Below are 26524 nucleotides of genomic sequence, written 5' to 3' on the forward strand. Positions count from 1 at the left end.
AATAACGCGTTGAGTATACAGTCTCAGCCACTAATACGGGTCTGAAAAGGACGCGTTGCCGATCAATTAAGACAAATACGCATGAAACTTGCAGCGATAGTAGCACCGCCGGCAAAAACACAGGTAAAGCAATCTGAAAAATAAAATCCGATTGCTTACTCCGTGGACAACATTAAGCGTAACCGTCCACCCGCACCCCAAATTTGGCACTGCCATGAGGTGCAGCGATGACTAATTTGATTAAGGTAAGTATTTCCCAGCGTCCCCAAGGGTACGCCGTTACTCACCTGAATATGATGTTCTCCGGTATTCAGCGTGGCATTTAACCCTGCCGATACCAGAATAAGGTTATTCAACCCGCTGTGATAATAGCCAACCAGAAGCGGGAACTGACCCGGTAAATTCGCCTGACGGAAAAGCTGGTTAACCTGTTTGAGTAAACTGCCTAGCTCAGGAAGCCGTTGCCCCTGATGGGATAATTGTTCCTGTAACAAACCATTAAACAGCGCGCGCAGCAATAAGGCAGCCAAAACGCCGTTATCTCCCGCCCGAGTGACGTCCAGACAATAAAAGGCGAGATCGGAATCTGATAAAGGAGCAATATCCAGCACCAGTCCCGGCTGGTCAGCCGCTACCAGCTGGCGATAATTTACCCTGCAATGAGAAATATTTTGCTGCACGGGCGGCTGAAGTTCCTGAAGCAACTTTGCGGCCGCGAGGGGATTACTGACTAACGCATCCCAGTCCTGGAATAAACGTTCTTCTTCCTCAACCCGGGAATTAAACATATTAGGGTACAGGCACGCGAGCACCGTTTCACGCAGACGGTTTAAATCCTTGACGGGCTTGAGCAGGATATCCTGCACCCCCAGACGCAGCGCTTTGGCGATATCCGACATATTCTCGGTGGCGGAGATAACCAGAATGGGGGTCTGATCCCCTTCGTTACGCAGGTTCTCCACCAGCATCAGGCCGTTCATGCGAGGCATCTCGATATCACAGATCATCAGGTCAGGCGTAATGCTGGCCATTTTTTCCAGCGCCTCGACGCCATCTTCGGCAAGGGACGTGGTTGCACCCAGTGAGGATAACCACGAATCCAGTAGCGATCGGAAAACGGGCTCGTCTTCAACTATCAAAATGTGTTTTCCGGCCAATGGCTGTGTCATGGTTCCTCCCCTGGCTGACAGTTACTCAATAGTGGCATGCTATTAGTACTATCGCCTGTCAGATTTTGCTGAAGTAATCAAAAAAGTGCTTAACGTGCTGTACGCACAAAAGGCAACAGTTCATCTATTTTCTTTTCGACGGCTAACGAGCCCGCTGCAATGGCGGCTTCAGCCCGGTGGAAATCTAAGGTTGAGATTTGTGGGCAATAGGGTTGAATAAGAATATCCGGAGGATCGCCCGCCATACGGTTTCGCTTCAGGCGATTCTCAAGGATTTGAATGGAGGTCGTCATGATTTCGACGGCGTTAGGCGCGGCTACCGCACGACGGGAGGCGAGGCGCCCTATTCTGCCGCGCAGACGCGCATGCCACGCCAGTTTCTCTGTTTCTGCCTCATCGCTCTGAAGATTAACCGACATCAGATCCTGCTGCATAAGATGGGCGTCGTGCTGTAAATCCACGGCAATGACGATATCTGCCCCCATAGCACGCGTCAGCGAGATGGGCACGGGATTCACTACCCCGCCATCAACGAGCCAGTAGCCGTTGTGCGGCACGGGAGCCATCAAGCCCGGTATGCTACAGGAGGCGCGTACGGCACGATGAATATCCCCTTCGGTGAGCCATATTTCCCGGCCCGTACTGAGGTTGGTGGCAACGGCACCAAATGGCATATGGCAGTGGCTGAAGTCAGCGTGTGGCATAATCTTGCGGAACTGGTTGAACACACGTTCCCCGCGCAGCAGCCCGCCGCGCTGCCAGGAGAGATCCATCAGGCGCAGCACATCCCAGTAGCGAAAAGAGCGCACCCAGCTTTCGAGCTCCGGGAGCTTGCCGCAGGCGTAAGCGGACCCGACCAGCGACCCGATAGAACAACCTGCAACGATATCAACGTCAATCCCCATCTGGTTTAAGGCGTTGATAACGCCAATATGTGACCAACCCCGGGCGGCACCTGAGCCCAACGCCAGTCCAATTTTTACCTTTCTCATTAGCCCTGTTTTACTTCCCCTGGATTCCCGACATAGCGTCAACGCAACTGCTCAGTTAACATGGTGCTACCTTAAGCGTTTAACGCCTTATTTTTTGTTCCAGGAAGAGAATCGTGTCTCAACTCTGCCCCTGTGGTAGCGCTCTGGAGTATAGCCTATGTTGCCAGCGATATCTTTCTGGCGAGCAGGTTGCACCAGACCCGTCACACCTTATGCGCTCGCGGTATGCTGCTTTTGTGATCAAAAACGCAGACTACCTGATTAACACCTGGCACCCGTCCTGCCAGGCGGCCGATTTCCGTCAGGAGATTGAAGCCGGGTTCGCCAACACGACCTGGCTTGGCCTCACCGTCTTTGACGCCGCTCCCGGCCGTGATGATAACGAAGGCTATGTCAGCTTTGTCGCCCGCTTCAGCGAGCAAAACAAACCGGGAGCCATCATTGAACGTTCCCGGTTCTTAAAGGAAAGCGGGCAATGGTATTATATTGACGGTACACGCCCGCAATTCGGTCGTAACGATCCCTGCCCCTGCGGTTCAGGTAAAAAATTTAAAAAGTGTTGCGGCAGCAATGCCTGACAACTCAGACTTCGCAAATACTTAAACAGGATTTCCCGGCGATGCAATCATTACAACGTAAAGTTCTGCGCACTATTTGTCCCGATCAAAAAGGGCTTATCGCACGAATTACTAACATTTGTTACAAACATGAACTGAATATCGTGCAGAACAACGAGTTCGTTGACCACCGTACCGGTCGCTTCTTTATGCGCACCGAGCTGGAAGGCATTTTCAACGACACCACCCTGCTTGCCGATCTGGATAGCGCCCTGCCGGAAGGCTCGGTACGCGAGCTGAATCCGGCCGGCCGTCGCCGCATTGTGATTCTGGTCACCAAAGAGGCGCACTGCCTGGGCGATTTGCTGATGAAGGCCAACTATGGCGGACTGGACGTTGAAATCGCCGCCGTTATTGGCAACCACGAGACGCTGCGTACCCTGGTTGAACGTTTTGACATTCCGTTCGAGCTGGTGAGCCATGAAGGCCATACCCGTGAAGAACACGACAACCTGATGGCTCAGGCCATTGAGGCGCATAACCCGGACTACGTCGTGCTGGCAAAATACATGCGCGTACTGACGCCGTCCTTCGTGGCACGCTTCCCGAACAAGATCATCAACATTCACCATTCATTCCTGCCAGCCTTTATTGGTGCACGCCCGTATCACCAGGCGTACGAGCGCGGGGTGAAGATCATCGGTGCGACCGCCCACTACGTGAACGATAATCTGGACGAAGGCCCAATCATCATGCAGGACGTCATTCACGTGGACCACACCTACACGGCGGAAGATATGATGCGCGCAGGGCGCGACGTCGAGAAGAACGTCCTGAGCCGTGCGCTGTATCAGGTGCTTGCCCAGCGCGTCTTTGTCTACGGCAACAGAACGATTATTCTTTAATCCTTCGGAAAATGAATTGATTAGCTTTCCGCCTTTACGGATAAAAAGCAGGCAAACAACTTCATTTCCATAAAGGAATACTTTACAGGGGCGCCTCATTTGATATGATGCGCCCCGCTTCCAACAGGAAGCAGGCCAGTAAAAAGCATTACCCCGTGGTGGGGTTCCCGAGCGGCCAAAGGGAGCAGACTGTAAATCTGCCGTCATCGACTTCGAAGGTTCGAATCCTTCCCCCACCACCATCTTCAAGCTGTACCTCAAAATATGAATTACCCCTGGTGGGGTTCCCGAGCGGCCAAAGGGAGCAGACTGTAAATCTGCCGTCATCGACTTCGAAGGTTCGAATCCTTCCCCCACCACCATCACTTCCAAAGATTCCAATACTACCCTAAAGCACGATGCCTTATGTTCTTCCATTGCGGGGAAGGATGAGAAGCTTCGACTAAGGTTCGATTCGAGCGTAGCGAGAAAGCGTTGCCGCAGGCAACGACCCGAAGGGCGAGGCGCAACGCGCCGGGTAATCCTTCCCCCACCACCATCACTTCCAAAGATTCCAATACTACCCTAAAGCACAATGCCTTATGTTCTTCCATTGCGGGGAAGGATGAGTCGTGCCAGACCTGCGTCACTCAGCGTTAAGCGTCCTAAAAGGCCAAGCCGGAACAAAAAAAGCCCCGCCAGGGCGGGGCTTGTATCAGAAAAGTGAATCAGCGACGTGCGCGCACAATCTGGTACTTGCGCGTCATGTACTCCACCGGCGCACTCCAGATGTGCACCAGGCGAGAGAACGGGAACAGCACAAACAGGGTCATACCCAGCACCAGGTGAACGCGGAAGATAAACGCCACGCCGTCGAGATGCTCAGATGCACCGCCGTGGAAGGTCACCACTGACTGCGCCCATCCCACCAGCTTCATCATTTCACTGCCGTCCATATGCTGCGCGGAGAACGGTATGGTCAGCAGACCCAGCGCACACTGCACCATCAGCAGGGAGAGGATCAGGATGTCCGCTCCCGTGGTGGTAGCACGCACGCGCGGGCTGAACAGACGGCGCTTCAGCAGCAGCAGGCCACCCACAAGGGTCATCACGCCGCAGGCACCGCCGGCGATCATCGCCATCTTCTGCTTCACTTCAATCGGCAGCCACGCTTCATACATCCAGTGCGGCGTCAGCATCCCCAGGAAGTGCCCCGCGAAAATCCCCAGAATCCCGATATGGAACAGGTTAGACGCCAGGTTCATCCCTTTGCGATCCAGCATCTGGCTGGAGGCAGCACGCCAGGTGTACTGGCCGTAGTCATAACGCAGCCAGCTTCCCACCAGGAATACGGTGCCCGCGATATACGGGTAAATGTCAAAGAAGAACATATTCAGGAAGTGCATTAGTGCCGTCCTCCGTTAGAGATATTCAGATATTGCGGAGCAACCGCTCCGGCAAAACGACGCTGGTGGGCTGAGATTTCAGATTCCCCGCAGTTCTGGTCCGCGAAGAATTTCACCTGCTCCTCTTCCCAGACCGCATCCAGCGCTTGTGGGGTATCGTCGCGGGCTTCATCCGCGATTTTTTCCGCCACTTTTTCACCGTCGACCGAGGCGTTAGCCAGCTTCACCAGCAGATCGAACAGGACTGCATAGCGGCTCTCACGCTGCTTCAGGCGCGCGCCGAGCAACGCCAGAATCGGCGCGATGTCCTGCAGGCCACCCAGCGCCTCCTCTTTCGGCAGCTGCGCCAGATACTCCAGGTACAGCGGCAGATGATCCGGCAATTCGCGGCTGTCGAGCTGCAGGCCGTGCTGCTCGTACTGGGCCATCAGATCCACCATTGCCTGACCACGGTCACGGGATTCACCGTGAACGTGTTCAAACAGCAGCAGCGACGTCGCACGTCCACGGTCAAACAGCTGGCTGTAGTCCGCCTGCGCATCGAGAAGATCGCGCGCTAACAGGTCGCGGAGGAAAACGCCAAGGCGCTGGGCATCCTCTTTATCCAGGTTTTCAGATGACGCGAGTGCATCAAAGAGTTCCTGCTGATGCTGCGCAAGCGCAGCATCAGGGTACTCGAGCAGACGCGAAACAATGACGAGCTCAATCATTGGTGCGGCTCCGTTTTGCTGGTCACATCAAGGGCGTCGATGCGGCGGCTGTTAAACAGGTTGAACTTGCTGTCTGACCCGTGGCAACCGTCGCCAAAGGTAAAGCCACATCCGCTTTTTTCCGGGAAGGCTTCACGCGCCAGTTCACGATGGCTGCTCGGCACCACGAAACGGTCTTCGTAGTTGGCAATCGCCAGGTAACGGTACATTTCCTGCGCCTGCGCTTCGGTCAGGCCGACCTCTTCCAGCGCGCGGGTATCGTTGACGCCGTCAACGGTTTCCGCGCGTTTGAAGTGGCGCATCGCCAGCATGCGCTTCAGCGCCAGCAGTACCGGCTGGGTATCCCCTGCGGTCAGCAGGTTTGCCAGGTACTGAACCGGGATGCGCAGGCTTTCCACGTCCGGCAGAATACCGTTGCTGCCCAGTTCACCCGCATCGGCCGCAGACTGAATCGGAGACAGAGGCGGCACGTACCAGACCATCGGCAGCGTGCGGTATTCCGGGTGCAGCGGCAGGGCCAGCTTCCAGTCCATCGCCATTTTGTACACCGGAGACTGCTGCGCGGCGTCGATCACGCTCTGCGGAATGCCGTCCTTCAGCGCCTGTTCGATAACCTTCGGATCGTTCGGATCGAGGAAGACGTCCAGCTGACGCTGATACAGATCTTTCTCGTTCTCGGTGCTCGCGGCATTTTCAATCGCGTCCGCGTCATACAGCAGCACGCCGAGGTAGCGAATACGGCCTACGCAGCTCTCAGAGCAGACGGTCGGCATACCGGCTTCGATACGCGGGTAACAGAAGATGCACTTCTCAGACTTACCGCTCTTCCAGTTGAAGTAGATTTTTTTGTACGGGCAGCCGGTGATGCACATACGCCAGCCGCGGCACTTGTCCTGGTCGATCAGCACGATACCGTCTTCTTCACGCTTGTAGATAGCACCGCTCGGGCAGGTCGCCACGCACGCCGGGTTCAGGCAGTGCTCGCACAGGCGCGGCAGATACATCATGAAGGTGTTTTCGAACTGGCCGTACATCGCCTTCTGCATGTTCTCGAAGTTCTGGTCTTTGGCGCGTTTTTCGAACTCGCCGCCCAGAATCTCTTCCCAGTTTGGACCGCTGGTAATTTTGTCCATGCGCTGGCCGGTGATGAGCGAGCGAGGACGGGCGATCGGCTGGTGCTTGCTCTCCGGCGCGTTGTGCAGGTTCTGATAGTCGTAATCAAACGGCTCATAGTAATCGTCGATGCCCGGCAGATGCGGGTTGGCGAAGATTTTACCCAGCAGCATCGCACGGTTACCCATGCGTGGCTGAAGCTTGCCGTTGATTTTACGGATCCAGCCGCCCTTCCACTTCTCCTGGTTTTCCCAGTCGGTCGGGAAGCCGGTGCCCGGCTTGCTTTCCACGTTGTTGAACCAGGCGTACTCCATACCTTCACGGCTGGTCCAGACGTTTTTACAGGTGACCGAGCAGGTATGACAGCCGATGCATTTATCCAGATTCAGCACCATGCCGACTTGTGAACGAATTTTCATTTTACGCTCTCCTGTACCTGGTCATTACCTTCACCGTCTAACCAGTTAATATTCTTCATCTTACGTACCACCACGAACTCATCGCGGTTCGATCCTACGGTGCCGTAGTAGTTAAAGCCGTAGGCCAGCTGCGCGTAGCCACCGATCATGTGGGTTGGCTTCGGCGTAATACGCGTCACGGAGTTGTGAATACCGCCGCGCTGCTCGGTGATCTCTGAACCCGGCAGGTTCACGATACGTTCCTGCGCGTGGTACATCATGGTCATCCCGGCCGGTACGCGCTGGCTCACCACTGCACGTGCCGTCAGGGCACCGTTGCTGTTGAACACTTCGATCCAGTCGTTATCTTCGATACCCAGATCCTTGGCGTCCGTCTCGCTCATCCAGACGATTGGGCCCCCGCGCGACAGCGTCAGCATCAGCAGGTTGTCGCTGTAGGTTGAGTGGATCCCCCACTTCTGGTGCGGCGTCAGGAAGTTCAGCGCCTTCTCCGGGTTGCCGTTCGATTTCGCGCCCATCACGGCCTTCACGGAGCGGGTGTCGATTGGCGGACGGTAAACCAGCAGGCTTTCACCGAAGTCACGCATCCACTGGTGATCCTGATACAGCGACTGACGGCCGGTCAGGGTGCGCCATGGGATCAGCTCGTGAACGTTGGTGTAGCCGGCGTTATAGGACACGTGCTCATCTTCCAGGCCAGACCAGGTCGGGCTGGAGATGATTTTGCGCGGCTGCGCCTGAATATCGCGGAAGCGGATTTTTTCGTCTTCTTTGTTCAGCGCCAGATGCGTGTGGTCGCGGCCGGTGAATTCACTCAGCGCTTCCCACGCCTTCACGGCAACCTGGCCGTTGGTTTCCGGTGCCAGGGTCAGGATCATTTCTGCCGCATCAATCGCCGTATTCAGCATCGGCTGGCCTTTGGCCGGACCGTCCGCTTTGGTGTAATTGAGCTTGCGCAGCAGATCCATTTCGCTCTGGGTGTTCCAGGCGATCCCTTTCCCGCCGTTACCGATTTTCTCCATCAGCGGGCCGATAGAGGTAAAGCGCTCGTAGGTCGCCGGGTAGTCACGTTCTACCGGAATAATGTGCGGCGCGGTTACGCCCGGAATCAGGTCGCATTCGCCTTTTTTCCAGTCCTTCACGTCCAGCGGCTGCGCCAGTTCGGCAGCGGAGTCGTGCTGGATCGGCAGCGTGACCACGTCGGTCTCTTTGCCCAGGTGCCCCACGCAGACTTCGGAGAACTTCTTCGCGATGTCCTTGTAGATATCCCAGTCGCTTTTTGATTCCCACGCCGGGTCAACGGCCGCAGACAGCGGATGAATAAACGGATGCATATCCGAGGTATTCATGTCGTCTTTTTCGTACCAGGTCGCGGTTGGCAGCACGATGTCGGAGTACAGGCAGGTGCTGGACAGACGGAAGTCGAGGGTCACCACCAGATCCAGCTTGCCGTCGAGACCGTTGTCTTTCCACTCCACCTCTTCCGGCTTCACGCCGCCCTGCTTGCCGAGATCTTTACCCTGGATACCGTTTTCGGTACCGAGCAGGTATTTCAGCATGTACTCATGGCCTTTACCGGAAGAGCCCAGCAGGTTAGAGCGCCAGATGAACAGGTTACGCGGATGGTTTTTACCGTTTTCCGGCTGTTCAGCCGCGAAACGAATTGAGCCTTCTTTCAGTGACTTAACGGTGTAATCTACCGGCGACATCCCCGCCTTCTTCGCCTCTTCTGCAATGCGCAGCGGGTTAGTCCCCAGCTGAGGCGCGGACGGCAGCCAGCCCATGCGTTCAGCGCGGACGTTGAAGTCAATCAGGTGGCCGCTGTAGCGGGATTTATCCGCCATCGGCGACAGCAGCTCCTGGGCGGTAACCGTCTCGTAGCGCCACTGGCTGGAGTGGTTATAGAAGTAGGAGGTGCTGTTCATGTGGCGTGCCGGGCGCTGCCAGTCAAGGGCAAACGCCAGCGGCTGCCAGCCGGTCTGAGGTCGCAGCTTTTCCTGGCCCACGTAGTGTGCCCAGCCGCCGCCGCTCTGACCGACACAGCCGCAGAAGATCAGCATGTTGATCAGACCGCGATAGTTCATATCGAGGTGATACCAGTGGTTCAGACCGGCCCCGACGATGATCATTGAACGGCCGTGGGTCTTATCGGCGTTTTCCGCAAACTCGCGGGCGATGCGAACGATCTGCGCGCGCGGCACGCCGGTGATCTGCTCTGCCCAGGCTGGGGTGTAAGCCTTCACGTCGTCATAGCCGGTCGCGCAGTTTTCGTCGTTCAGACCGCGTTCCAGGCCGTAGTTCGCCATGGTCAGGTCATAGACGGTGGTGACCAGCGCGGTAGAACCGTCGGCCAGCTGCAGGCGCTTAACCGGCAGCTTGTGCATCAGGACGTTTTGCAGCTCAACCTTGTTGAAGTGCTCGGAGCCTTCGCCGCCAAAGTACGGGAAGCCAACATCGGCGATCTCATCCTGGCTGCCCAGCATGCTGAGGCGCAGTTCAGTCTCTTCGCCGGTAGTGCCGTTACGCTGCTCCAGGTTCCATTTGCCCTTCTCGCCCCAGCGGAAGCCGATTGAGCCGTTTGGCGCCACCAGCTCGCCGTTGCTGTTGCAGGCGACGGTTTTCCACTCCGGGTTGTTTTCCTGGCCCAGGGCGTCCACCAGATCCGCCGCGCGCAGCATACGGCCCGCCGCGTAATAGCCGTCACGCTCTTCGAGCATGACCAGCATCGGCATATCGGTGTAGCGACGCACGTAGTCGGTGAAGTACTGGCTTGGCTTATCGAGGTGGAATTCGCGCAGCATAACGTGGCCCATCGCCAGCGCCATTGCCGCATCGGTACCCTGCTTCGGTGCCAGCCACAGGTCGCACAGCTTCGCGATCTCCGCGTAGTCCGGGGTCACCGCAACGGTTTTCGTCCCTTTGTAACGTACTTCGGTAAAGAAGTGCGCGTCCGGGGTACGGGTCTGCGGAACGTTAGAGCCCCAGGCGATGATGTAGCTTGAGTTGTACCAGTCGGCAGATTCCGGCACGTCGGTCTGCTCGCCCCAGGTCTGTGGAGACGCAGGCGGAAGGTCGCAGTACCAGTCGTAGAAGCTCAGGCAGGTACCGCCGATAAGCGAAAGATAGCGCGCACCGGAGGCGTAGGAGACCATGGACATCGCCGGGATCGGCGAGAAGCCTGCCACGCGGTCAGGACCGTAGGTTTTCACGGTGTAGACGTTGGAAGCCGCAATCAGCTCGTTCACCTCTTTCCAGGAGGAACGAACGAAGCCGCCGCGACCGCGAGCCTGCTTGAAGCTTTTCGCTTTGTCGGCGTCTTCGATGATGGATGCCCACGCATCAACCGGATCGCTGTGCTGAACCTTCGCTTCACGCCACATTTTCATCAGGCGTTTACGCATCAGCGGGTATTTCAGACGGTTGGCGCTGTAGAGATACCAGGAGTAGCTGGCGCCACGCGGGCAGCCGCGCGGTTCGTGGTTCGGCATATCCGGGCGGGTGCGCGGATAGTCGGTCTGCTGCATTTCCCAGGTCACCAGACCGTTTTTAACGAAAATCTTCCAGCTACATGAGCCAGTGCAGTTTACGCCGTGGGTAGAGCGGACAACTTTGTCATGCTGCCAGCGTTGACGGTAACCGTCTTCCCAGTCCCGGTTGGTATCCAGAACCTGGCCGTGCCCATCGGCAAAAGTTTCACCCTTCTGTTTGAAGTAGCGAAACCGGTCCAAAAATTTGCTCATCGGGTATCTCCTGTGTGGAGCCTGTGGCTCTCTAAATCGACATTGCTGATTTGCAGCGAAGGTAACGCTATGAAAGATGGTGAGAATTGATAACGATCAAGGCGAAGGGGGACTCTCACGGGGGGTATTAGATGAAATACCACCAAAGCGGTAGGTTTTTAAATTTACTATCATTTTGAAATATATGGATATTTTTTATTTATCGTACAAAAAGCAGGGAAAAATTTAACATCTTAGGTATTAAGGGGTAGGCTCCCCTGAAAAGCGATGGCCATCACAGCGTTACCCGCGCGATACCCCTGGCGAAGCCATTAGTATGTTGTAACTATTAACACTATAAAAAAAGCGCGGCACTCAGGCCGCGCAAACGGATAATCAAGCTTACTTGTTTTTCTTGGTATTACGGCCGTATACCAGCCACGTGATAGCCACGCAGGCGATATAGAAGACGAGGAAGACCTTCATTGCTCCCGCCGGGGAGCCGGTCAGATCCAGCGAGATGCCGAACGCTTTTGGAATAAAGAAGCCACCGATGGCGCCGATAGCAGAGATAAAGCCCAGCGCCGCCGCGGTGTCGGTAGCGGCTTCACGCATCGCCTGCTCGTCGCTCCCGCCCTGCGCCTTCACGCGATCCATGGTCAGCTTGCGGAAGATGACGGAGATCATCTGGAACGTAGACGCGCTGCCCAGCCCGGCCGTCAGGAACAGCACCATAAAGACGCCGAAGAAGGCAATGAAGTTACCCCCCTGACCATCCGCCGGCAGCGTCAGGAACAGCAGCGCACAGAAGATAGCCATCACCACAAAGTTCACCAGCGTGACGCGGGTACCGCCAAGGCGGTCAGAAATCATGCCGCCCAGCGAACGCGCCAGGGCGCCAATAAACGGACCGAAGAAGGCGAACTGGAGGATCTGCACGTCCGGGAACTGGGTTTTCGACAGCATCGCAAAGCCCGCGGAGAAGCCGATGAACGAGCCGAAGGTTGCCAGATACAGCAGCGCCATCACCCACAGGTGGCCACGCTTCAGCACCGGCAGCTGCTCGCTCAGGGAAGCTTTTGAGGCAGACAGATCGTTCATAAAGAACCACGCCGCCAGCGTAAAGACCACCAGGAACGGCACCCAGATCCAGGCGGCGTTTTGCAGGAACAGCATCGAACCGTCAGGCTGCGTCACGCCGCCGCCGCCGAACGCAGCAAAGATAGAAACAGAGATCGCCAGCGGAGCAAGCAGCTGCATCACGCTCACGCCCATGTTACCCAGACCGCCGTTAATGCCGAGCGCCCCGCCCTGCTTCGCTTTCGGGAAGAAGAAGCTGATGTTTGCCATGCTGGACGCAAAGTTCGCACCCGCAAAACCGCACAGCAGGGAGATAATCACGAACACGCTAAACGGCGTGGAGGTATCCTGCACCGCAAAACCGAGCCACACGCACGGGACGATCATGATGCCGGTGCTGAAGGCCGTCCAGCGACGTCCGCCGAAGACCGGCACCATAAACGCGTAAGGTACGCGCAGCAGCGCGCCCGAAAGCGACGGCAGCGCGGTCAGCATAAAGAGCTGATCGGTGGTAAAGGTAAAGCCCACCTTTGGCAGGTTAACCGCAACCGCGCTGAACAGCATCCAGACGCAAAACGCTAACAGCAGGCATGGAACGGAAATCCACAGATTACGACTTGCTACACGATGGCCGCGCTGTTGCCAGAACGCCGGATCCTCTGGACGCCAGTCAGTAATAACGGCACCATTTTCCCTTTCGGGAGCGGATGAGTGACTCATAGACACCTCTGATTCTCGAATGATGCTGCAAACATTAGGGCTTTAGGGCGGCGGTAAGTTGATATAAATCAAAGGAAAAGTGGGACGTTTTGCGGCGAAAAAAAAGTCATCCCCCTTAGTGAGTAGACGCAAAACGTAAAAAAGGTGTGGTTTTTCACGGTTCTGACCCGTTCCTGCTGCGCCCACCCCCTAACCGTTACCCCTGCGGCAATTTAGAGGTAATCCTTTATTGGTATGGGTATACTCCAGGGTATGCACCAGAATAGCGCCATTCCTGCAATCATGTCACGTCAGGAGCCCGGCAACTCTATGTTAAAAAGATGTTTATCTCCGCTGACGCTGGTTAACCAACTGGCGCTTATTGTTTTGCTGTCCACCGCCATCGGTGTGACCGGCATGGCTATTTCTGGCTGGCTGGTGCAGGGCGTACAGGGTAACGCGCATGCCATCAACGAGGCAGGCTCCCTGCGTATGCAGAGTTACCGGCTGCTGGCGTCGGTCCCGCTGACCCAGGCCGATAAGCCGCTTATTGATGAAATGGAGCGTACCGCGTTCAGCCCGGAGCTGGAAAAAGCCGCCATTCGTGACGGTCAGGAATCGCAGCTGAAGGCGCTTCAGGGCTACTGGCACACCCAGCTGGCGCCGGGGTTAAAGCGGGCGGAAAGCCGGGATACGGTCGCTCAGGATGTCGCCGGGTTCGTATCGCGCATCGATCGCCTTGTCAGCTCATTCGATCGCACCACGGAGCTACGCATTGACCGCGTGGTGATGGTTCACCGCGCGATGGCGCTGTTTATGGGCCTGCTGCTGATTTTCACGGTGATCTGGCTGCGCGCGCGCTTGCTGAACCCCTGGAAGCAGCTGCTGGCGATGGCTCGTGCCGTTACGCAGCGCGATTTTACCCAGCGCACGCACATCAGCGGACGCAACGAAATGGCGATGCTCGGCGAGGCGCTGAATACCATGTCGGCAGAGCTGTCGGAAAGTTACGCGGTGCTGGAGAAACGCGTTCAGGAGAAGACCGCGGGGCTTGAGCAGAAAAACGAGATCCTCTCTTTCCTGTGGCAGGCGAACCGTCGCCTGCATATGCAGGTACCGCTTTGTGAACGTCTCTCGCCGGTACTGAACGGCCTGCAAAACCTGACCCTGCTCCACGACCTGGAGCTGCGGGTTTACGACGTTGAAGATGAAGAAAATCATCAGGAATTTACCTGCCAGTCGGACATGTCCTGCGACGATAAAGGGTGTCATCTGTGCCCGCGCGGGCTACCTCCGCTCACCACCAGCGGCACAACGCTGAAGTGGCGGCTGATGGACAGCCATACCCAGTACGGTATTTTGCTGGCTACCCTGCCAGCCGGGCGTCACCTGAGCCACGACCAGCAGCAGCTGGTGGATACGCTGGTTGAACAGCTCACGGCCACGCTGGCGCTCGATCGCCATCAGGAGAAACAGCAGCAGCTGATCGTCATGGAGGAGCGAGCCACCATCGCCCGCGAGCTGCACGACTCCATCGCCCAGTCCCTCTCCTGCATGAAGATGCAGGTGAGCTGTCTGCAAATGCAGGATGAAGGTATGCCCGAGAGCAGCAAACAGCTGCTCAGCCAGATCCGCAACGAGCTTAACACCTCGTGGATCCAGCTTCGCGAACTGCTGACCACCTTCCGCCTGCAGCTCACCGAGCCGGGGCTGCGCCCCGCGCTGGAGTCGAGCTGCCAGGAGTTTAGCGCCCGGCTGGGCTTCCCGGTGAAGCTGGATTACCAGCTGCCGCCGCGATTTGTCCCCTCCCATCAGGCGATTCATTTATTGCAAATTGCCCGTGAAGCCCTGAGCAACGTGCTTAAGCATGCCGATGCGACGGCCGTCACGGTGACCGTGAGCTGCCAGGATAACCAGGTGAAGCTCAGGATCCAGGATAACGGCCGCGGCGTGCCGGAAAATGCCGAACGAACGAACCACTATGGTTTAATTATCATGCGAGACCGCGCGCAAAGCCTGCGCGGTGATTGCCAGGTTCGCCGGGGAGAGTCAGGTGGCACCGAAGTCGTGGTCACCTTTATACCCGAAAAGCCCCTCATAACTGCTCAAGGAGAAAACCATGACTAATCAGGAACCGGCATCCATCCTGTTGATTGACGATCATCCGATGCTGCGTACTGGCGTTAAGCAGCTTGTCAGCATGGCGCCCGACATTACCGTCGTCGGTGAGGCCAGCAACGGCGAACAGGGCATTGAACTTGCCGAATCGCTCGATCCTGATTTGATCCTGCTCGATCTCAACATGCCGGGCATGAACGGCCTGGAAACCCTCGACAAGCTGCGTGAGAAATCCCTCTCCGGCCGGGTGGTGGTCTTTAGCGTATCAAACCATGAGGAAGACGTGGTCACCGCGCTCAAGCGGGGTGCAGACGGCTATCTGCTGAAGGATATGGAGCCGGAAGATCTGCTCAAGGCGCTGCAGCAGGCTGCCGCAGGCGAGATGGTACTGAGTGAAGCGTTAACACCAGTGCTGGCCGCCAGCCTGCGCGCGAACCGCGCCACGTCCGACCGCGACGTCAGCCAGCTGACTCCGCGCGAGCGCGACATTCTGAAGCTGATTGCCCAGGGCCTGCCGAACAAGATGATCGCCCGCCGTCTGGACATCACCGAAAGCACGGTCAAGGTACACGTTAAACACATGCTGAAGAAAATGAAGTTAAAATCCCGCGTTGAGGCTGCCGTCTGGGTGCATCAGGAACGCATTTTTTAACTTACTCGTCCGGCAGCAACTTCCACCGTGGATCGTCGTCAGGCACTGCGACGAGCGGTTGCACCACGGAAAGCGTGATCTCATTGGAGGAGACACGCTGCCCATTCTTATCTTCCACAACGGCCGAGAGCCGCCATTCGTTTTTCGCCCCTTCCGCGTCGTTCCAGGCAGGCATAATCACGCTCCAGCCGTCGCTGCTGTTGCTGTTTTCCGGTGAGGTCAGGCTGAGCGCCTGGGTATCACCCAGCCAGTGGATCTGACGAACACCGTGCGTGCTGCGAATTTGCAGCTTCAGCATCACGGTTTCGCCCGGCTTCAGATCCCACGGCGGCGTGGCCAGATAAACCGACAGCGTTTTGCGCTGGCGGAACTCCATCACGGGCAGATTATCGCGCTCGGGTGAATCATAGCGGCTTCCCCGAAGCGAGCGCGTCGCCGCCACTTCCCCGGCGGAAAGCTGCTTCGCCAGCGGCACGCCAAAACGGTAGTTGAGCTTTAGCCCGAGGTTATTCTGGCTGACCCCGCTCTCCCCCTGCTTGTGGGCAGCCGTCAGGGTGACCAGCGGAACGGGGGTATAGTTCAGCCCCAGGTTGACCGCCACCGGGTTGTGATACCCCGTGCCGCTGTTGAACAGATCCACGTTATCGCCAAAATACTGCTCAAAGCTGACGCTGGTGTTCAGATGGTGAAACCACGGCAGCCAGGCTTTCGCCGTCACGTCGTACCCGCGCGCCATGCGCTGCTCCCGAATATCGGAGCGCGGCTGCCATCCCGCAAACGGCTGGTAGTAGTTGGCCGACAGGCGCAGGTTTTCGCCCCACGCCTCTGCCCCCAGCCCGGCACGTTGCAGGTTGTCCTCAAGCAGATTGTCGTAAAAGGTGTTGTAGCCCAGCAGCCACTTTCCGGCAACCCAGCGCTGGCCGATCCCCGCGTTGCTCACCAGCCCGTCGGCCTGCTGCGTCAGCCCAAGCTGGCTCCAGCTCAGGTAGCGGTTGTTATCGTTCCAGGGGATAAACCAGCTTCCGCTGCTGCCGTTGAAGTTACCTTCATCATCCACCAGCACGTTAACGCTGGCGTTACCCCAGGGAGAAAGCCAGGATTCAATCTGCTCGTTGACTTCTCCGCTCACCGCATCGCGCACCTGACCCAACGCGAACTGCCGCGCCTGCTGCCCGGCGGTAAGGCCGTTATCGTTCATACTCGCCTTACCGAAGGCTTTCGCCATTTCGGCAAGGTGCTTTTCGCCCTCGCTGGTGGGCTGGGCCATGCCCAGGTCCGGCAGGCTATCGCCGTTGTTATCAAAGGGATTTTGCGCCTGCTGCACGAAGGATTTCGGCGCACCGTGGACGGCTCCGGCCGAAAGAAGGGGGAGTAATAACAAAAAACCGATGCGGGACGATACAGCCTTCAACGTCGTCAATAAGAACCTGTGCGTATAAACAAACTCCTATTATGTTAACGCTATAAAACCCGAAATACAGTCTTAACAGCAATTTCAGGAATATCCTGAAAGCGTTTGTCTGCTTTACAACCTCATCCCAGCAGCCCCTTCAGTTCAGGCACGCAGGAGCCGCAGCCGGTGCCGCACCGTAGCGACGCCCCGAGCGATGCCACGGAACCGCAGCCTCCGGCAATCGCCTCGCGTATCGTGTTTTCCCCCACGCAAAAGCAGCTACAGATAATTCGCCCGGGATCGGATTCTTCATCCGGTCTTTGCCCGTTCAGCAGCGCGTGGCGTTCAGCTACCTCTACAGGCGCAGCGGCGAAGGCTTCTTCTATATATGCATGCGCGAGCGCCGGCAGCCTATGGCCTTCCCAGAAGCCAAGCATCAGCTCGCCGTGATGCCAGGCCAGCACGCTGCTGCGTTCGCCCGCCTGAGCAACCTGCAGCTGCCAGCCGCGGCCGCTGGCGTAATCCATCACCCACGCCAGCAGCGGCTTCTCGCCCGCCACCGTCAGCCGCGAGGCTTTACGCCACCAGCATACCGGGGGCGGCAGCTCGGGCAGTTCCCGGGCATACAGCTCCCCCTGCCAGACCGGCTGCCAAGGCGCGATCCTGACGGCGGTTTGTTTACTCTCCGGCTGGCCAGAAGCCGGATCGCAGCGCCCTTCCACCAGCGCATTCACCTTCCCCTGGCGGGCAAACTGCGCGTTCCAGTGCATCGGCGCAAACAGCTCCCCCGCACGCTGGCCGGGGTTGATACGGACTCTGGCAACCATGACCCCGCGCGGGGAGCTGATCCGCGCCAGCTGGCCGTCGGTAAGGGCAGCGCGCGCGGCGTCGGTGGTGCTTATTTCCACCACAGGCTCGTCGACGTGCTGCATCAGGCGCGGGACGTACCCGGTGCGCGTCATGGTGTGCCACTGGTCGCGTATCCGCCCGGTGTTGAGCATCAGCGGATATAGCGCCCCGACGCGTGCTCCATGCGGCTGCGGCTCAACCGGAACTATCGTTCGCCGCGGGAAATCACCGGCATGCCACTGGTACGGCTCCAGCCCATCCCACTCTTCCCGCGTCAGCGCCGCCAGCTCGCGCAGGTTCAGCGCCCGCTCCCCGCCGTTTTCAAACGCCGTCAGCGCCGCGTGCTCACAAAATATCTCCTGAGGATGTTCCCAGGCGAAGGCCTCGCCATAGCCAAGCTGTTCGGCAATGCGGGCGACGATCCACCAGTCCGGCTTCGCCTCGCCGGGCGCCGGCAAAAACGCGCGCTGGCGGGAAATACGCCGCTCGGAGTTCGTCACCGTGCCGTTTTTCTCGCCCCACCCCAGCGCCGGAAAACGGATATGGGCAAACCGGCTGGTGTCCGTCTCCTGCATCACCTCAGAGACGATCACCAGCGGGCAGCCCGCCAGCGCCTGGCATACCGCGTGGCTGTCCGGCAGCGAGACGGCAGGGTTAGTCCCCATGATCCACACCGCCTTCACCTCGCCGCGGGCAATGGCGTCAAACAGCTCCACCGCCATCAGCCCCGGAGTCTGCGCCAGCCGCCCGGTGCCCCAGAAGCGCGCCACCCTTGCCAGATCGTCCGGCTCGAAGCCCATATGCGCCGCCAGCTGGTTTGCCAGCCCGCCCACTTCCCGCCCGCCCATGGCGTTTGGCTGTCCGGTCAGCGAAAACGGGCCGCAGCCCGGACGATTAAATTTTCCGCTGGCAAGATGCACGTTAATGATGGCGCTGCACTTGTCGCTGCCGCTGGAAGACTGGTTGATCCCCATGGCGTAAAGGGTGATCACGCGAGGCGCGGTGATAAACCAGTCGTAAAAGGTCCCTATTTTCCCGGCAGGGAGATCGCAAAACGCCGCCACGCGGGCAATGGGCCACTCACCGGTGCCCTGGATCAGATTGAGCAATCCCACAAACAGCCCGGCGTCGCTGCCGGGCTTTAGCGCCAGGTGCAGGTCGGCGATATCGCAGGTGGCGGTGGTACGCGGATCGATCGCCACGACCTTCATCTGCGGATTATTGAGTTTTGCCTGGACCAGCCGCTGATACAGCACCGGATGCGTCCAGGCCGCGTTCGAGCCAACGAGCACCACCAGGTCGCTGTTTTCCACATCCTCGTAGCTGCACGGCACCACGTCTTCGCCAAAGGCGCGTTTGTAGCCCACCACCGCCGACGACATGCAAAGCCGCGAGTTGGTATCAATGTTTGCCGCCCCGATAAACCCCTTCATCAGCTTGTTGGCGGCATAGTAATCCTCGGTTAACAGCTGGCCGGAGGCGTAAATCGCCACCGCCTGCGGCCCCCATTGTTCAATAATCGCCCTGAGCCGCTCGCCTGCTGCGCCCAGCGCCTGCGGCCATCCCACCTCAGCGCCGTCAACGACCGGGTGCAGCAGCCTTCCCTGCAATCCCGTCGTCTCTCCCAGGGCAGCCCCTTTTACGCACAGGCGACCAAAGTTTGCGGGGTGCGTTTCATCTCCCCGAACGCTAACCTTTTCGCCGTCTACGCTGGCAATTACGCCGCAGCCCACGCCGCAGTAGGGGCACGTTGTCCGGGTTTCCGTCATGAGGCCTCCGCGCGTATCACAAGCTCTTCGTTGCCAACCCACACCTTGCCGTTTTCAATTTTTACCGGCCAGGCGCGTACCGCAGGCTCGCCGCTCTCGGCCTGACGCCCGTCGCGCAGGCGAATACGCTGCTTGTAGAGCGGAGAGATAACGACCGGTTCGCCCGCCGCATCGCCGAGAATGCCGCGCGAAAGCACGTTCGCGCGGCTGCCCGGCTCCAGATCGTCGAGGGCGTAAACGGAAGCCCCAAAGCGGAACAGCGCAATCGGATTGCGGCCAAGCCGCGCGCCGATGCCCGCCTGCTCCGGGATATCGTCAATGCCGCAGATCTCCTGCCAGCGCTTGCTTTCGTCCGCTGCGGTAACGTTCACCGACGTGCGGAACAGCGCCAGACGACCGGGATCGTTCAGCGTGGTCTGCCACTCACACTGATACGTTTCCACCACCCGGGCCATCTCCTGCTCCAGCTCGTGGGCGATCCCCAGGCTGTCGTGCAGGATCACCTCCCGCAGATAGTCGAGGCCGCCTTCAAGGTTGTCCATCCAGGTGCTGGTGCGCTGCAGGCGATCCGCCGTGCGGATATAAAACATCAGGAAACGGTCGACGGTGCGGATCAGCGTTTCGTCGTCCAGGTCGCTGGCAAAGAGATCCGCATGGCGCGGCTTCATCCCGCCGTTGCCGCACAGATAGAGGTTCCAGCCCTTGTCCGTGGCAATCACCCCCACGTCTTTGCTCTGCGCCTCGGCGCACTCGCGGGTACAGCCGGAAACCGCCATTTTGATTTTGTGCGGCGCCCGCAGCCCCTTATAGCGGTGCTCCAGCCTGACCGCGAGGCCGGTAGAGTCCTGCACGCCGTAGCGGCACCACGTCGACCCGACGCAGGACTTCACCGTGCGCAGGGATTTCCCGTACGCGTGCCCGGTTTCAAACCCGGCCTCCACCAGCGCCTGCCAGATCTCCGGCAGCCGATCGAGGGTGGCGCCGAAGAGGTCGATACGCTGGCCGCCGGTGATTTTGCTGTACAGGCCGTAGCGCTTCGCAATCTGTCCGATGGCGATCAGGCCGTCGGCGGTCACTTCCCCCGCGGGCATGCGCGGCACGATGGAGTAGGTTCCGTCCTTCTGGATATTGGCGAAGTAGCGGTCGTTGGTGTCCTGCAGCGGCAGGTGCGCCGGCTTCAGCAGATACTCGTTCCAGCAGGAGGCGAGCACCGACCCGACCAGCGGCTTACAGATTTCACATCCGTGCCCGTGGCCGTAGCGGCTGATGAGCTGGTCAAAGGTGCGGATATGGTTGACGCGCACCAGGTGGTAAATCTCCTGACGCGAGTACGGGAAGTGTTCGCAGATATCCTTTTTCACCTCCACGCCCTGTTCGGCAAGCTGAAACTCCATCACCTGCTTCACCAGCGCGCTACAGCCCCCGCAGCCGGTGGCCGCTTTCGTACACCGTTTAATGGCTCCCATCTCCGTCGCACCGCCGCTCACCGCCCGGCAGATATCGCCTTTGCTGACGTTATGACAGGAGCAGATCTGCGCGCTTTCCGGCAGCGCCGCCACGCCCAGCGCTTTTGGCGCGCTGCCCGAGGAGACGGGTAATATCAGCGTTTCCGGCTCTTTCGGCAGGCCGATACCGTTGAGCATCATCTGCACAAGGGTGGCGTATTCGCCGGCATCGCCCACCAGTACGCCGCCCAACAGCGTTTTGCCGTCGTGGCTGACCACGATTTTCTTATAGATTTGCCGCGGGCCGTGCGTCCACTGGTAGCTCATCGCGCCCGGCGTACGTCCGTGAGCGTCGCCGAACGAGGCGACATCCACGCCGAGCAGCTTGAGTTTGGTGCTCATATCCGCCCCGGTGAAGGGCTTCTCCTCACCCGCCAGCGCGGCGGCGGCCACCCGCGCCATCTGGTAGCCCGGTGCGACCAGGCCGTAAATTTTGCCCTCCCACAGCGCGCACTCGCCGATGGCAAACACGTCCTGGTCAGAGGTATGACAGCCGTCGTCAATGCAGATCCCGCCGCGCTCGCCGACAGCCAGCCCGCAGCCGCGCGCCAGCGCGTCCTGGGGACGAATGCCCGCGGAAAAAACCACCATGTCCGTTTCCAGCCGTTCGCCATCGGCGAAGCGCAGGACTAATCCGTCGTCCGTCGGGATAATGTCGGTCGTGGCTTTAGAGGTATGAACGCCGACGCCAAGCGCCTCAATTTTCTTACGCAGCATTGCCGCGCCGTCGTTATCGAGCTGCACCGCCATCAGGTTCGGCGCAAACTCCACCACGTGGGTTTCCAGCCCGAGCTGCGTGAGAGCATTCGCCGCCTCCAGCCCCAGCAGGCCGCCGCCAATCACCACGCCGCGTCGTGAACCCGCGGCATGGGCCGCAATGTTGTCCAGGTCGTCAAGGGTACGGTAGACAAAGCAGCCCGGCAGATCGTTGCCCGGCACGGGCGGCACGAACGGGTATGAACCGGTCGCCAGCACCAGCTTGTCCCAGTGGGTCTCATGCCCGCTCGCGGTGCGCACCACGCGCGCATCGCGATCGATAGCGACGATCTGCTGCGACAGGCGCAGCTCGATGCCGCTGTCGGCAAAAAAATCCCCTTCCACCAGCGAGAGCGACGCCGCGCTGCGCCCGCCAAAGTACTCGGACAGATGTACCCTGTCATAGGCGGCATAGCGCTCTTCACCAAAGACAACGATCTGGTACTGCTGATGCAGATTGCGGTTAACGCAGTCTTCAAGGAAATGATGGCCGACCATACCGTGTCCAACCACCACCAGAGTAGGTTTTGTCATAGCGTTCTGTCCTGCAACCCGCGGTTGCGTAGTGAAACGATCGAACAGCCAGTCCGCGTGGGCGGGCGCAGCCGTTGCCAGTAAATCGGTAAATGTCGCCGCGCTGCGGCAGTCCCCCATCAGCAGCACGCCAGCCAGCGCCCCCCGGTGGATCAGCAGGCGACGATAGTGGCGGGTTAGCGGATCCCACGAGCTCCAGACCACGTCGTTCTCCTGAGCCGCCGCGCGACCGAGGCTGAACAGCTCCACGCCGGTTACCTTGAGGCGCACGCCGCTGTCGGTCAGGGCAAACGGCGCGGTGACCTCACCGGCCAGCCGCGCGGCGAGGATATCCGCCTGCGCCATGCAGGGGGCGACCAGACCAAAGGTCTGGCCGTCAACTTCGCAGCACTCGCCAATGGCGAAGACAGCCGGCACCGAGGTCTGCATCTGGCTATCCACCACAATGCCGCGCGCGCAGCGAATGCCGCTGGCCTGCGCCAGCGCGACGTTGGGCTGCACGCCGGTCGCCAGCACCACGCGGGCGGCCGCGACGCGGCGTCCGTTGCGCAGCGTCACGGCGTGCGCATCAATCGCCGCGATGCCCGAGTCGAGCTCGCAGCGCACGCCCCGCTCCGCCAGCGCCTCTTCCAGCAGCACGCCCGCCTGCTGGTCCAGCTGCTGCTCCATCAGCCTCGGGCCGCGGTGAACCAGCGTGACGTTGTCACCAGACCGCGCCAGCGCCGCAGCCGCCTCCACGCCGAGCACCCCGCCGCCCAGCACTACCGCCGGACCGGAAATGCGCTGAACGGCACGGGTATCGTCCAGGGTACGAAAGGTAAACACGTGCGGCGCGGCGCTGCCGGGGATCGGCGGCACAAAGGGCGTTGACCCGGTGGCAAAGACCAGCGCATCCCAGCCCAGCCTGCGGGCGGCGGTATGCACTTCACGCGCGTTCACGTCCACGGCAATGACCTTTTCACCCCGAAGCACCGTCACGCCTCGCGCCCGGTACCACTCCTCATCGTGCAGGTAAATGTTCGCCGCCTGCTTTTCCCCGCCCAGAACCGGCGAAAGCTGGATACGGTTATAGGCATGCTGAGGCTCGTCACCGATGACGGTGACGCAAAAACGACCGGGAGCACGCCCGGTCAGCGAGTCAATCAGCCGGGCTGCCGCCATCCCATTACCGATAATGACCAGTCGCATGGTTGCCCCTCGCTACGCCGCTTTCGGCTGTTTTTCATAGAGGAAATGGAGGATCTGCTGGCGCATGTGGTGATAGCGACCGTCGTCCGCCAGCTGCACCCGGTTGCGCGGGTGCGGAAGATCGACGCGCAGGATCTCGCCCACGGTAGCCGCCGGGCCGTTGGTCATCATCAGCACGCGATCGGAGAGCAGCACCGCCTCGTCGACGTCGTGGGTAATGAGCACGATGGTGGTATTCAGCGCCTGCTGGATCTGCATCACCGAGTCCTGAAGGTGCGCCCGCGTCAGCGCGTCCAGCGCCCCGAACGGCTCATCCATCAGCAGCACCTTCGGCTTCATCGCCAGCGCGCGGGCAATACCGACGCGCTGCTTCATGCCGCCGGAAATCTCCTCCGGACGCTTATGCAGCGCGTGGCCCATCTGCACGCGGTCGAGGTTGTGTTCAATCCACTCCTTACGCTCGGCTTTGCTCATGGCGTGGCGAAACACCCTGTCCACCGCCAGCGCCACGTTGTCGAAGCAGGTTAGCCAGGGCAGCAGCGAATGGTTCTGAAACACCACCGCACGCTCGGGTCCCGGCCCGGCGATTTCGCGGTTGTCGCAGATCAGCCCGCCTTCCGTCGGCAGCGTAATGCCGGCGATAAGGTTTAACAGCGTCGACTTGCCGCAGCCGGAGTGGCCAATCAGGCTGACGGTTTCGCCCTCGTGAATATCAAAAGAGACGTTCTGCAGCGCCAGGAACTCGCCGCTGGCGGTGGAAAAGCGCTGGCTCACGGCCTGGACCTGAATTAACGGTTTCATCTTCGCTCCTTATTTTTCCTGCCAGCTAAAGCGACGGGCGATCAGCATCAGCCCCTGCTCCAGCAGCAACCCGACCACGCCAATGATGACGATGGCGATGAGAATGTTTTCGACGTTGAGGTTGTTCCACTCGTTCCAGATCCAGAAGCCGATGCCCAGGCCTCCGGTGAGCATCTCGGCGGCGACGATCACCAGCCAGGCAATGCCGATAGAGAGGCGCACCCCGGTCAGCACCGCAGGCAGCACCGCCGGGAAGAGAATGCGGCGCATGATGTCCCATTCAGAGAGCTGCAGCACCCGGGCGACGTTGAGGTAGTCCTGGGGGATACGGCGCACCCCTTCGGCGGTGTTGATGACCATCGGCCAGATGGAGCAGATAAAAATGGTCCAGCTGGACGCCGGCTCCGCTTTCTGAAACAGCAGCAGGCCGATGGGCAGCCAGGCCAGCGGGCTGACCGGACGCAGGAGCGCGATCAGCGGGTTAAACATGCGTGAGAAAAAGGTGAAGCGGCCAATCAAAAAGCCCAGCGGAATTCCCGCCAGCGCGGCCAGCCCGAAGCCGATGGCGACGCGCTGCAGTGACGCGAGCACGTTCCAGCCGATACCCATATCGTTTGGCCCGTCGCGGTAGAACGGGTCGGCGAACAGGGTGATGGCCGAATCCAGGGTGCTGAGCGGCGTCGGGAAGCCTTTGCCATTGATCGCCGCCAGCTGCCAGAGCACCACCAGCAGACCGAGACCGAGCAGCGCCGGAATAACGCGCTGTAAAACATCGTTCATCCGACGCGTAAACGCCGGCGCGCGGCGGCGTACCCGTCGCGGAGGCAGGACAATCACCTCCCCGCTCTCCGGCGTCTCTTGTGGTTTCATACTTTGCAAATGCTGCATAATCAGTCCCCTTTACGGTGAATGGCGAAGCGGTTGGCGTACCCTTCCGGATCGGTGCCGTTCCAGACGGTGCCGTCCATCAGGGTGCTGCTGCGATAGGGTGATGACGGGGTGGACATGCCGCCGACGGCGGTCGCCGCATCCTGCCAGACCGCGGTCTGGTTGATGCGCCGTGCGATGCCCGCGTAGTCCGGCGCGGCGTGGAGCAAGCCCCAGCGGCGGAACTGGGTTAAAAACCACATGCCGTCGGAGAGATACGGGTAGCTCACCGCACCCTCGTCGAAGAAGCGGATCGGGTGTGCGTCCTGCCAGCGCTGCCCCAGGCCGTTGTCGTATTCGCCCAGCATCCGTCCGGTGAGGTACTGTTCCTTGCAGTTCAGCCACGCGCGGCGGGAGAGGATCCGCGCGGTTTCGCGCTTGTTTTCCGGTGAGGCCTCGATCCAGCGCGCGGCTTCCATCACCGCGCACACCAGCGCCCGCGCGGTGTGCGGGTTTCTTTCTACCCAGTCGCGGCGCGTGCCGAGGATTTTTTCCGGGTGATCGGCCCAGATGGACTGCGAAGTGGCGGCGGTAAACCCGATGCGGTCGTTAATCGCCCGCGCGTTCCACGGCTCGCCGACGCAAAAGCCGACCATGTTGCCGATGCGCATGTTCATCACCATCTGCGGCGGCGGCACCACCACCGTGCGCACGTCGTCGAACGGATTGATGCCCGCGCTGGCCAGCCAGTAGTAGAGCCACATGGCGTGCGTGCCCGTCGGGAAGGTATGCGCGAAGGTATACGTCCCCGGAGCCTGCTGGCCAACCAGCGTCTTCAGCCCGTCGAGATCGCGAACACCCTTCTCCGCCAGATCGCCCGAGAGCGTAATGGCCTGACCGTTCTGGTTGAGGGTCATCAGGTTCGCCATCTGCTGCGGCTTGCCGGCGATGCCCAGCTCAAGCCCGTACAGCAGGCCGTAAAGAACGTGCGCCGCGTCCAGCTCGCCCGCCACCAGCTTGTCGCGCACCGCTGCCCAGCTCGCCTCTTTGGTGGGGACAATGGTGATGCCATATTTTTTATCGAACCCCTTCAGGGCCGCGATAACCACCGGCGCGCAGTCGGTGAGCGGGATAAACCCGATGCGTACCGCCTCCTGTTCGGGCTTATCCGACCCCGCCGCCCACGCGGCCTGCATGACGCCCGGTAACAGCATTGCGCCACTTGCCAGCATGCTGGCCTGCAAAAACCGCCGTCTCGACAATTCCGCCATAACCGCTCCTGAAAAAAAGCCAAAAAAAAGCGCCCGCCGTGCCGAAGCACCGCTGGACGCCTTTATCCCGAAG

General features: G+C 59.5%; 17 protein-coding genes, 2 tRNA genes and 1 other RNA gene. 7 read left to right on the plus strand and 13 right to left on the minus strand.

Annotated elements, in window-relative coordinates; all coding sequences use genetic code 11:
* Positions 1-155 precede the first annotated feature (155 nt).
* Both rssB and rssA read right to left on the minus strand, forming a co-directional pair.
* Entirely contained in the window at positions 156-1169 is a 1014-nt protein-coding gene (rssB, locus tag OWK27_RS17745) for a two-component system response regulator RssB (RefSeq protein WP_193355320.1), read from the minus strand.
* Positions 1170-1258: 89 nt separating this feature from the next.
* Complete coding sequence (gene rssA, locus OWK27_RS17750; RefSeq protein ID WP_148419628.1) at positions 1259-2161, minus strand: patatin-like phospholipase RssA; 903 nt, start codon at positions 2159-2161, stop codon at positions 1259-1261.
* 113 nt (positions 2162-2274) lie between these two features.
* Here rssA and OWK27_RS17755 point away from each other — a divergent pair, with 113 nt between their 5' ends.
* The 5 genes from OWK27_RS17755 (at position 2275) to OWK27_RS17775 (ending at position 4161) form a co-directional block, all read left to right on the plus strand.
* Complete coding sequence (locus OWK27_RS17755; RefSeq protein WP_148419627.1) at positions 2275-2739, plus strand: YchJ family protein; 465 nt, start codon at positions 2275-2277, stop codon at positions 2737-2739.
* Between the two features lie 41 nt (positions 2740-2780).
* The gene (purU, locus tag OWK27_RS17760; RefSeq protein WP_063452241.1) at positions 2781-3623 is read left to right on the plus strand and encodes a formyltetrahydrofolate deformylase; all 843 of its coding nucleotides are present in this window, start codon (positions 2781-2783) and stop codon (positions 3621-3623) included.
* A 157-nt stretch (positions 3624-3780) separates the two neighbouring features.
* Positions 3781-3865 (plus strand) — tRNA-Tyr (locus OWK27_RS17765).
* Between the two features lie 35 nt (positions 3866-3900).
* Positions 3901-3985, plus strand: a tRNA-Tyr gene (locus OWK27_RS17770).
* A gap of 45 nt (positions 3986-4030) precedes the next feature.
* A non-coding RNA gene (locus tag OWK27_RS17775) (RtT sRNA) lies at positions 4031-4161 on the plus strand.
* Positions 4162-4330: 169 nt separating this feature from the next.
* On the opposite strand, the gene narI is transcribed toward OWK27_RS17775, so the two are convergent.
* From narI to OWK27_RS17800, 5 genes are all read right to left on the minus strand, one after another.
* Positions 4331-5008: a respiratory nitrate reductase subunit gamma gene (narI, locus tag OWK27_RS17780; RefSeq protein ID WP_193356432.1), complete on the minus strand. Its 678-nt coding sequence runs from the start codon at positions 5006-5008 to the stop codon at positions 4331-4333.
* Entirely contained in the window at positions 5008-5718 is a 711-nt protein-coding gene (gene narJ, locus OWK27_RS17785; RefSeq protein WP_242172520.1) for a nitrate reductase molybdenum cofactor assembly chaperone, read from the minus strand. The genes narI and narJ overlap by 1 nt, the downstream gene beginning before the upstream one ends.
* On the minus strand, positions 5715-7250 hold the full coding sequence (gene narH, locus OWK27_RS17790) for a nitrate reductase subunit beta (RefSeq protein WP_148419624.1): 1536 nt from the start codon (positions 7248-7250) through the stop codon (positions 5715-5717). Before narH ends, narJ begins: the two co-directional genes overlap by 4 nt.
* On the minus strand, positions 7247-10990 hold the full coding sequence (locus OWK27_RS17795; RefSeq protein ID WP_176610135.1) for a nitrate reductase subunit alpha: 3744 nt from the start codon (positions 10988-10990) through the stop codon (positions 7247-7249). Before OWK27_RS17795 ends, narH begins: the two co-directional genes overlap by 4 nt.
* A 381-nt stretch (positions 10991-11371) precedes the next feature.
* Positions 11372-12769 carry a NarK family nitrate/nitrite MFS transporter gene (locus tag OWK27_RS17800; protein WP_193356433.1) on the minus strand — a complete coding sequence of 466 codons (1398 nt, stop codon included), beginning with the start codon at positions 12767-12769 and terminating at the stop codon, positions 11372-11374.
* A gap of 309 nt (positions 12770-13078) precedes the next feature.
* Here OWK27_RS17800 and narX point away from each other — a divergent pair, with 309 nt between their 5' ends.
* Positions 13079-14875 carry a nitrate/nitrite two-component system sensor histidine kinase NarX gene (gene narX, locus OWK27_RS17805; protein WP_148419621.1) on the plus strand — a complete coding sequence of 599 codons (1797 nt, stop codon included), beginning with the start codon at positions 13079-13081 and terminating at the stop codon, positions 14873-14875.
* Complete coding sequence (gene narL / locus OWK27_RS17810; protein WP_003856701.1) at positions 14868-15518, plus strand: two-component system response regulator NarL; 651 nt, start codon at positions 14868-14870, stop codon at positions 15516-15518. The genes narX and narL overlap by 8 nt, the downstream gene beginning before the upstream one ends.
* A 1-nt stretch (position 15519) precedes the next feature.
* Here the strand turns inward: narL and OWK27_RS17815 are convergent, their stop codons facing one another.
* The 6 genes from OWK27_RS17815 to OWK27_RS17840 form a co-directional block, all read right to left on the minus strand.
* Positions 15520-16938, minus strand: coding sequence for a YchO/YchP family invasin (locus OWK27_RS17815; RefSeq protein WP_324291173.1), 1419 nt, complete (start codon positions 16936-16938; stop codon positions 15520-15522).
* A 113-nt stretch (positions 16939-17051) separates the two neighbouring features.
* On the minus strand, positions 17052-19529 hold the full coding sequence (locus tag OWK27_RS17820) for a nitrate reductase (RefSeq protein ID WP_267590893.1): 2478 nt from the start codon (positions 19527-19529) through the stop codon (positions 17052-17054).
* Positions 19526-23512: a nitrite reductase large subunit NirB gene (gene nirB / locus OWK27_RS17825; protein WP_267590894.1), complete on the minus strand. Its 3987-nt coding sequence runs from the start codon at positions 23510-23512 to the stop codon at positions 19526-19528. Before nirB ends, OWK27_RS17820 begins: the two co-directional genes overlap by 4 nt.
* A gap of 12 nt (positions 23513-23524) precedes the next feature.
* On the minus strand, positions 23525-24313 hold the full coding sequence (locus tag OWK27_RS17830) for an ABC transporter ATP-binding protein (protein ID WP_267590895.1): 789 nt from the start codon (positions 24311-24313) through the stop codon (positions 23525-23527).
* 9 nt (positions 24314-24322) lie between these two features.
* Complete coding sequence (ntrB, locus tag OWK27_RS17835; RefSeq protein WP_267590896.1) at positions 24323-25201, minus strand: nitrate ABC transporter permease; 879 nt, start codon at positions 25199-25201, stop codon at positions 24323-24325.
* A 2-nt stretch (positions 25202-25203) separates the two neighbouring features.
* Positions 25204-26451 carry a CmpA/NrtA family ABC transporter substrate-binding protein gene (locus tag OWK27_RS17840; RefSeq protein ID WP_267590897.1) on the minus strand — a complete coding sequence of 416 codons (1248 nt, stop codon included), beginning with the start codon at positions 26449-26451 and terminating at the stop codon, positions 25204-25206.
* Between the last annotated feature and the right edge of the window lie 73 nt (positions 26452-26524).

Origin of the sequence: Enterobacter cloacae complex sp. 2022EL-00788 (assembly GCF_026627565.1) — a bacterium.
GTDB lineage: Bacteria > Pseudomonadota > Gammaproteobacteria > Enterobacterales > Enterobacteriaceae > Enterobacter > Enterobacter pasteurii.

What these genes read in the sequence shown, in the direction of transcription:
- narI (WP_193356432.1), bottom strand. Translation starts at nt 5,008, where the DNA reads ATGCACTTCCTGAATATGTTCTTCTTTGACATTTACCCGTATATCGCG.
- rssB (WP_193355320.1), bottom strand. Translation starts at nt 1,169, where the DNA reads ATGACACAGCCATTGGCCGGAAAACACATTTTGATAGTTGAAGACGAG.
- OWK27_RS17830 (WP_267590895.1), bottom strand. Translation starts at nt 24,313, where the DNA reads ATGAAACCGTTAATTCAGGTCCAGGCCGTGAGCCAGCGCTTTTCCACC.
- narH (WP_148419624.1), bottom strand. Translation starts at nt 7,250, where the DNA reads ATGAAAATTCGTTCACAAGTCGGCATGGTGCTGAATCTGGATAAATGC.
- ntrB (WP_267590896.1), bottom strand. Translation starts at nt 25,201, where the DNA reads ATGCAGCATTTGCAAAGTATGAAACCACAAGAGACGCCGGAGAGCGGG.
- rssA (WP_148419628.1), bottom strand. Translation starts at nt 2,161, where the DNA reads ATGAGAAAGGTAAAAATTGGACTGGCGTTGGGCTCAGGTGCCGCCCGG.
- OWK27_RS17840 (WP_267590897.1), bottom strand. Translation starts at nt 26,451, where the DNA reads ATGGCGGAATTGTCGAGACGGCGGTTTTTGCAGGCCAGCATGCTGGCA.
- OWK27_RS17820 (WP_267590893.1), bottom strand. Translation starts at nt 19,529, where the DNA reads ATGACGGAAACCCGGACAACGTGCCCCTACTGCGGCGTGGGCTGCGGC.
- OWK27_RS17800 (WP_193356433.1), bottom strand. Translation starts at nt 12,769, where the DNA reads ATGAGTCACTCATCCGCTCCCGAAAGGGAAAATGGTGCCGTTATTACT.
- purU (WP_063452241.1), top strand. Translation starts at nt 2,781, where the DNA reads ATGCAATCATTACAACGTAAAGTTCTGCGCACTATTTGTCCCGATCAA.
- narX (WP_148419621.1), top strand. Translation starts at nt 13,079, where the DNA reads ATGTTAAAAAGATGTTTATCTCCGCTGACGCTGGTTAACCAACTGGCG.
- OWK27_RS17795 (WP_176610135.1), bottom strand. Translation starts at nt 10,990, where the DNA reads ATGAGCAAATTTTTGGACCGGTTTCGCTACTTCAAACAGAAGGGTGAA.
- narL (WP_003856701.1), top strand. Translation starts at nt 14,868, where the DNA reads ATGACTAATCAGGAACCGGCATCCATCCTGTTGATTGACGATCATCCG.
- narJ (WP_242172520.1), bottom strand. Translation starts at nt 5,718, where the DNA reads ATGATTGAGCTCGTCATTGTTTCGCGTCTGCTCGAGTACCCTGATGCT.
- nirB (WP_267590894.1), bottom strand. Translation starts at nt 23,512, where the DNA reads ATGCGACTGGTCATTATCGGTAATGGGATGGCGGCAGCCCGGCTGATT.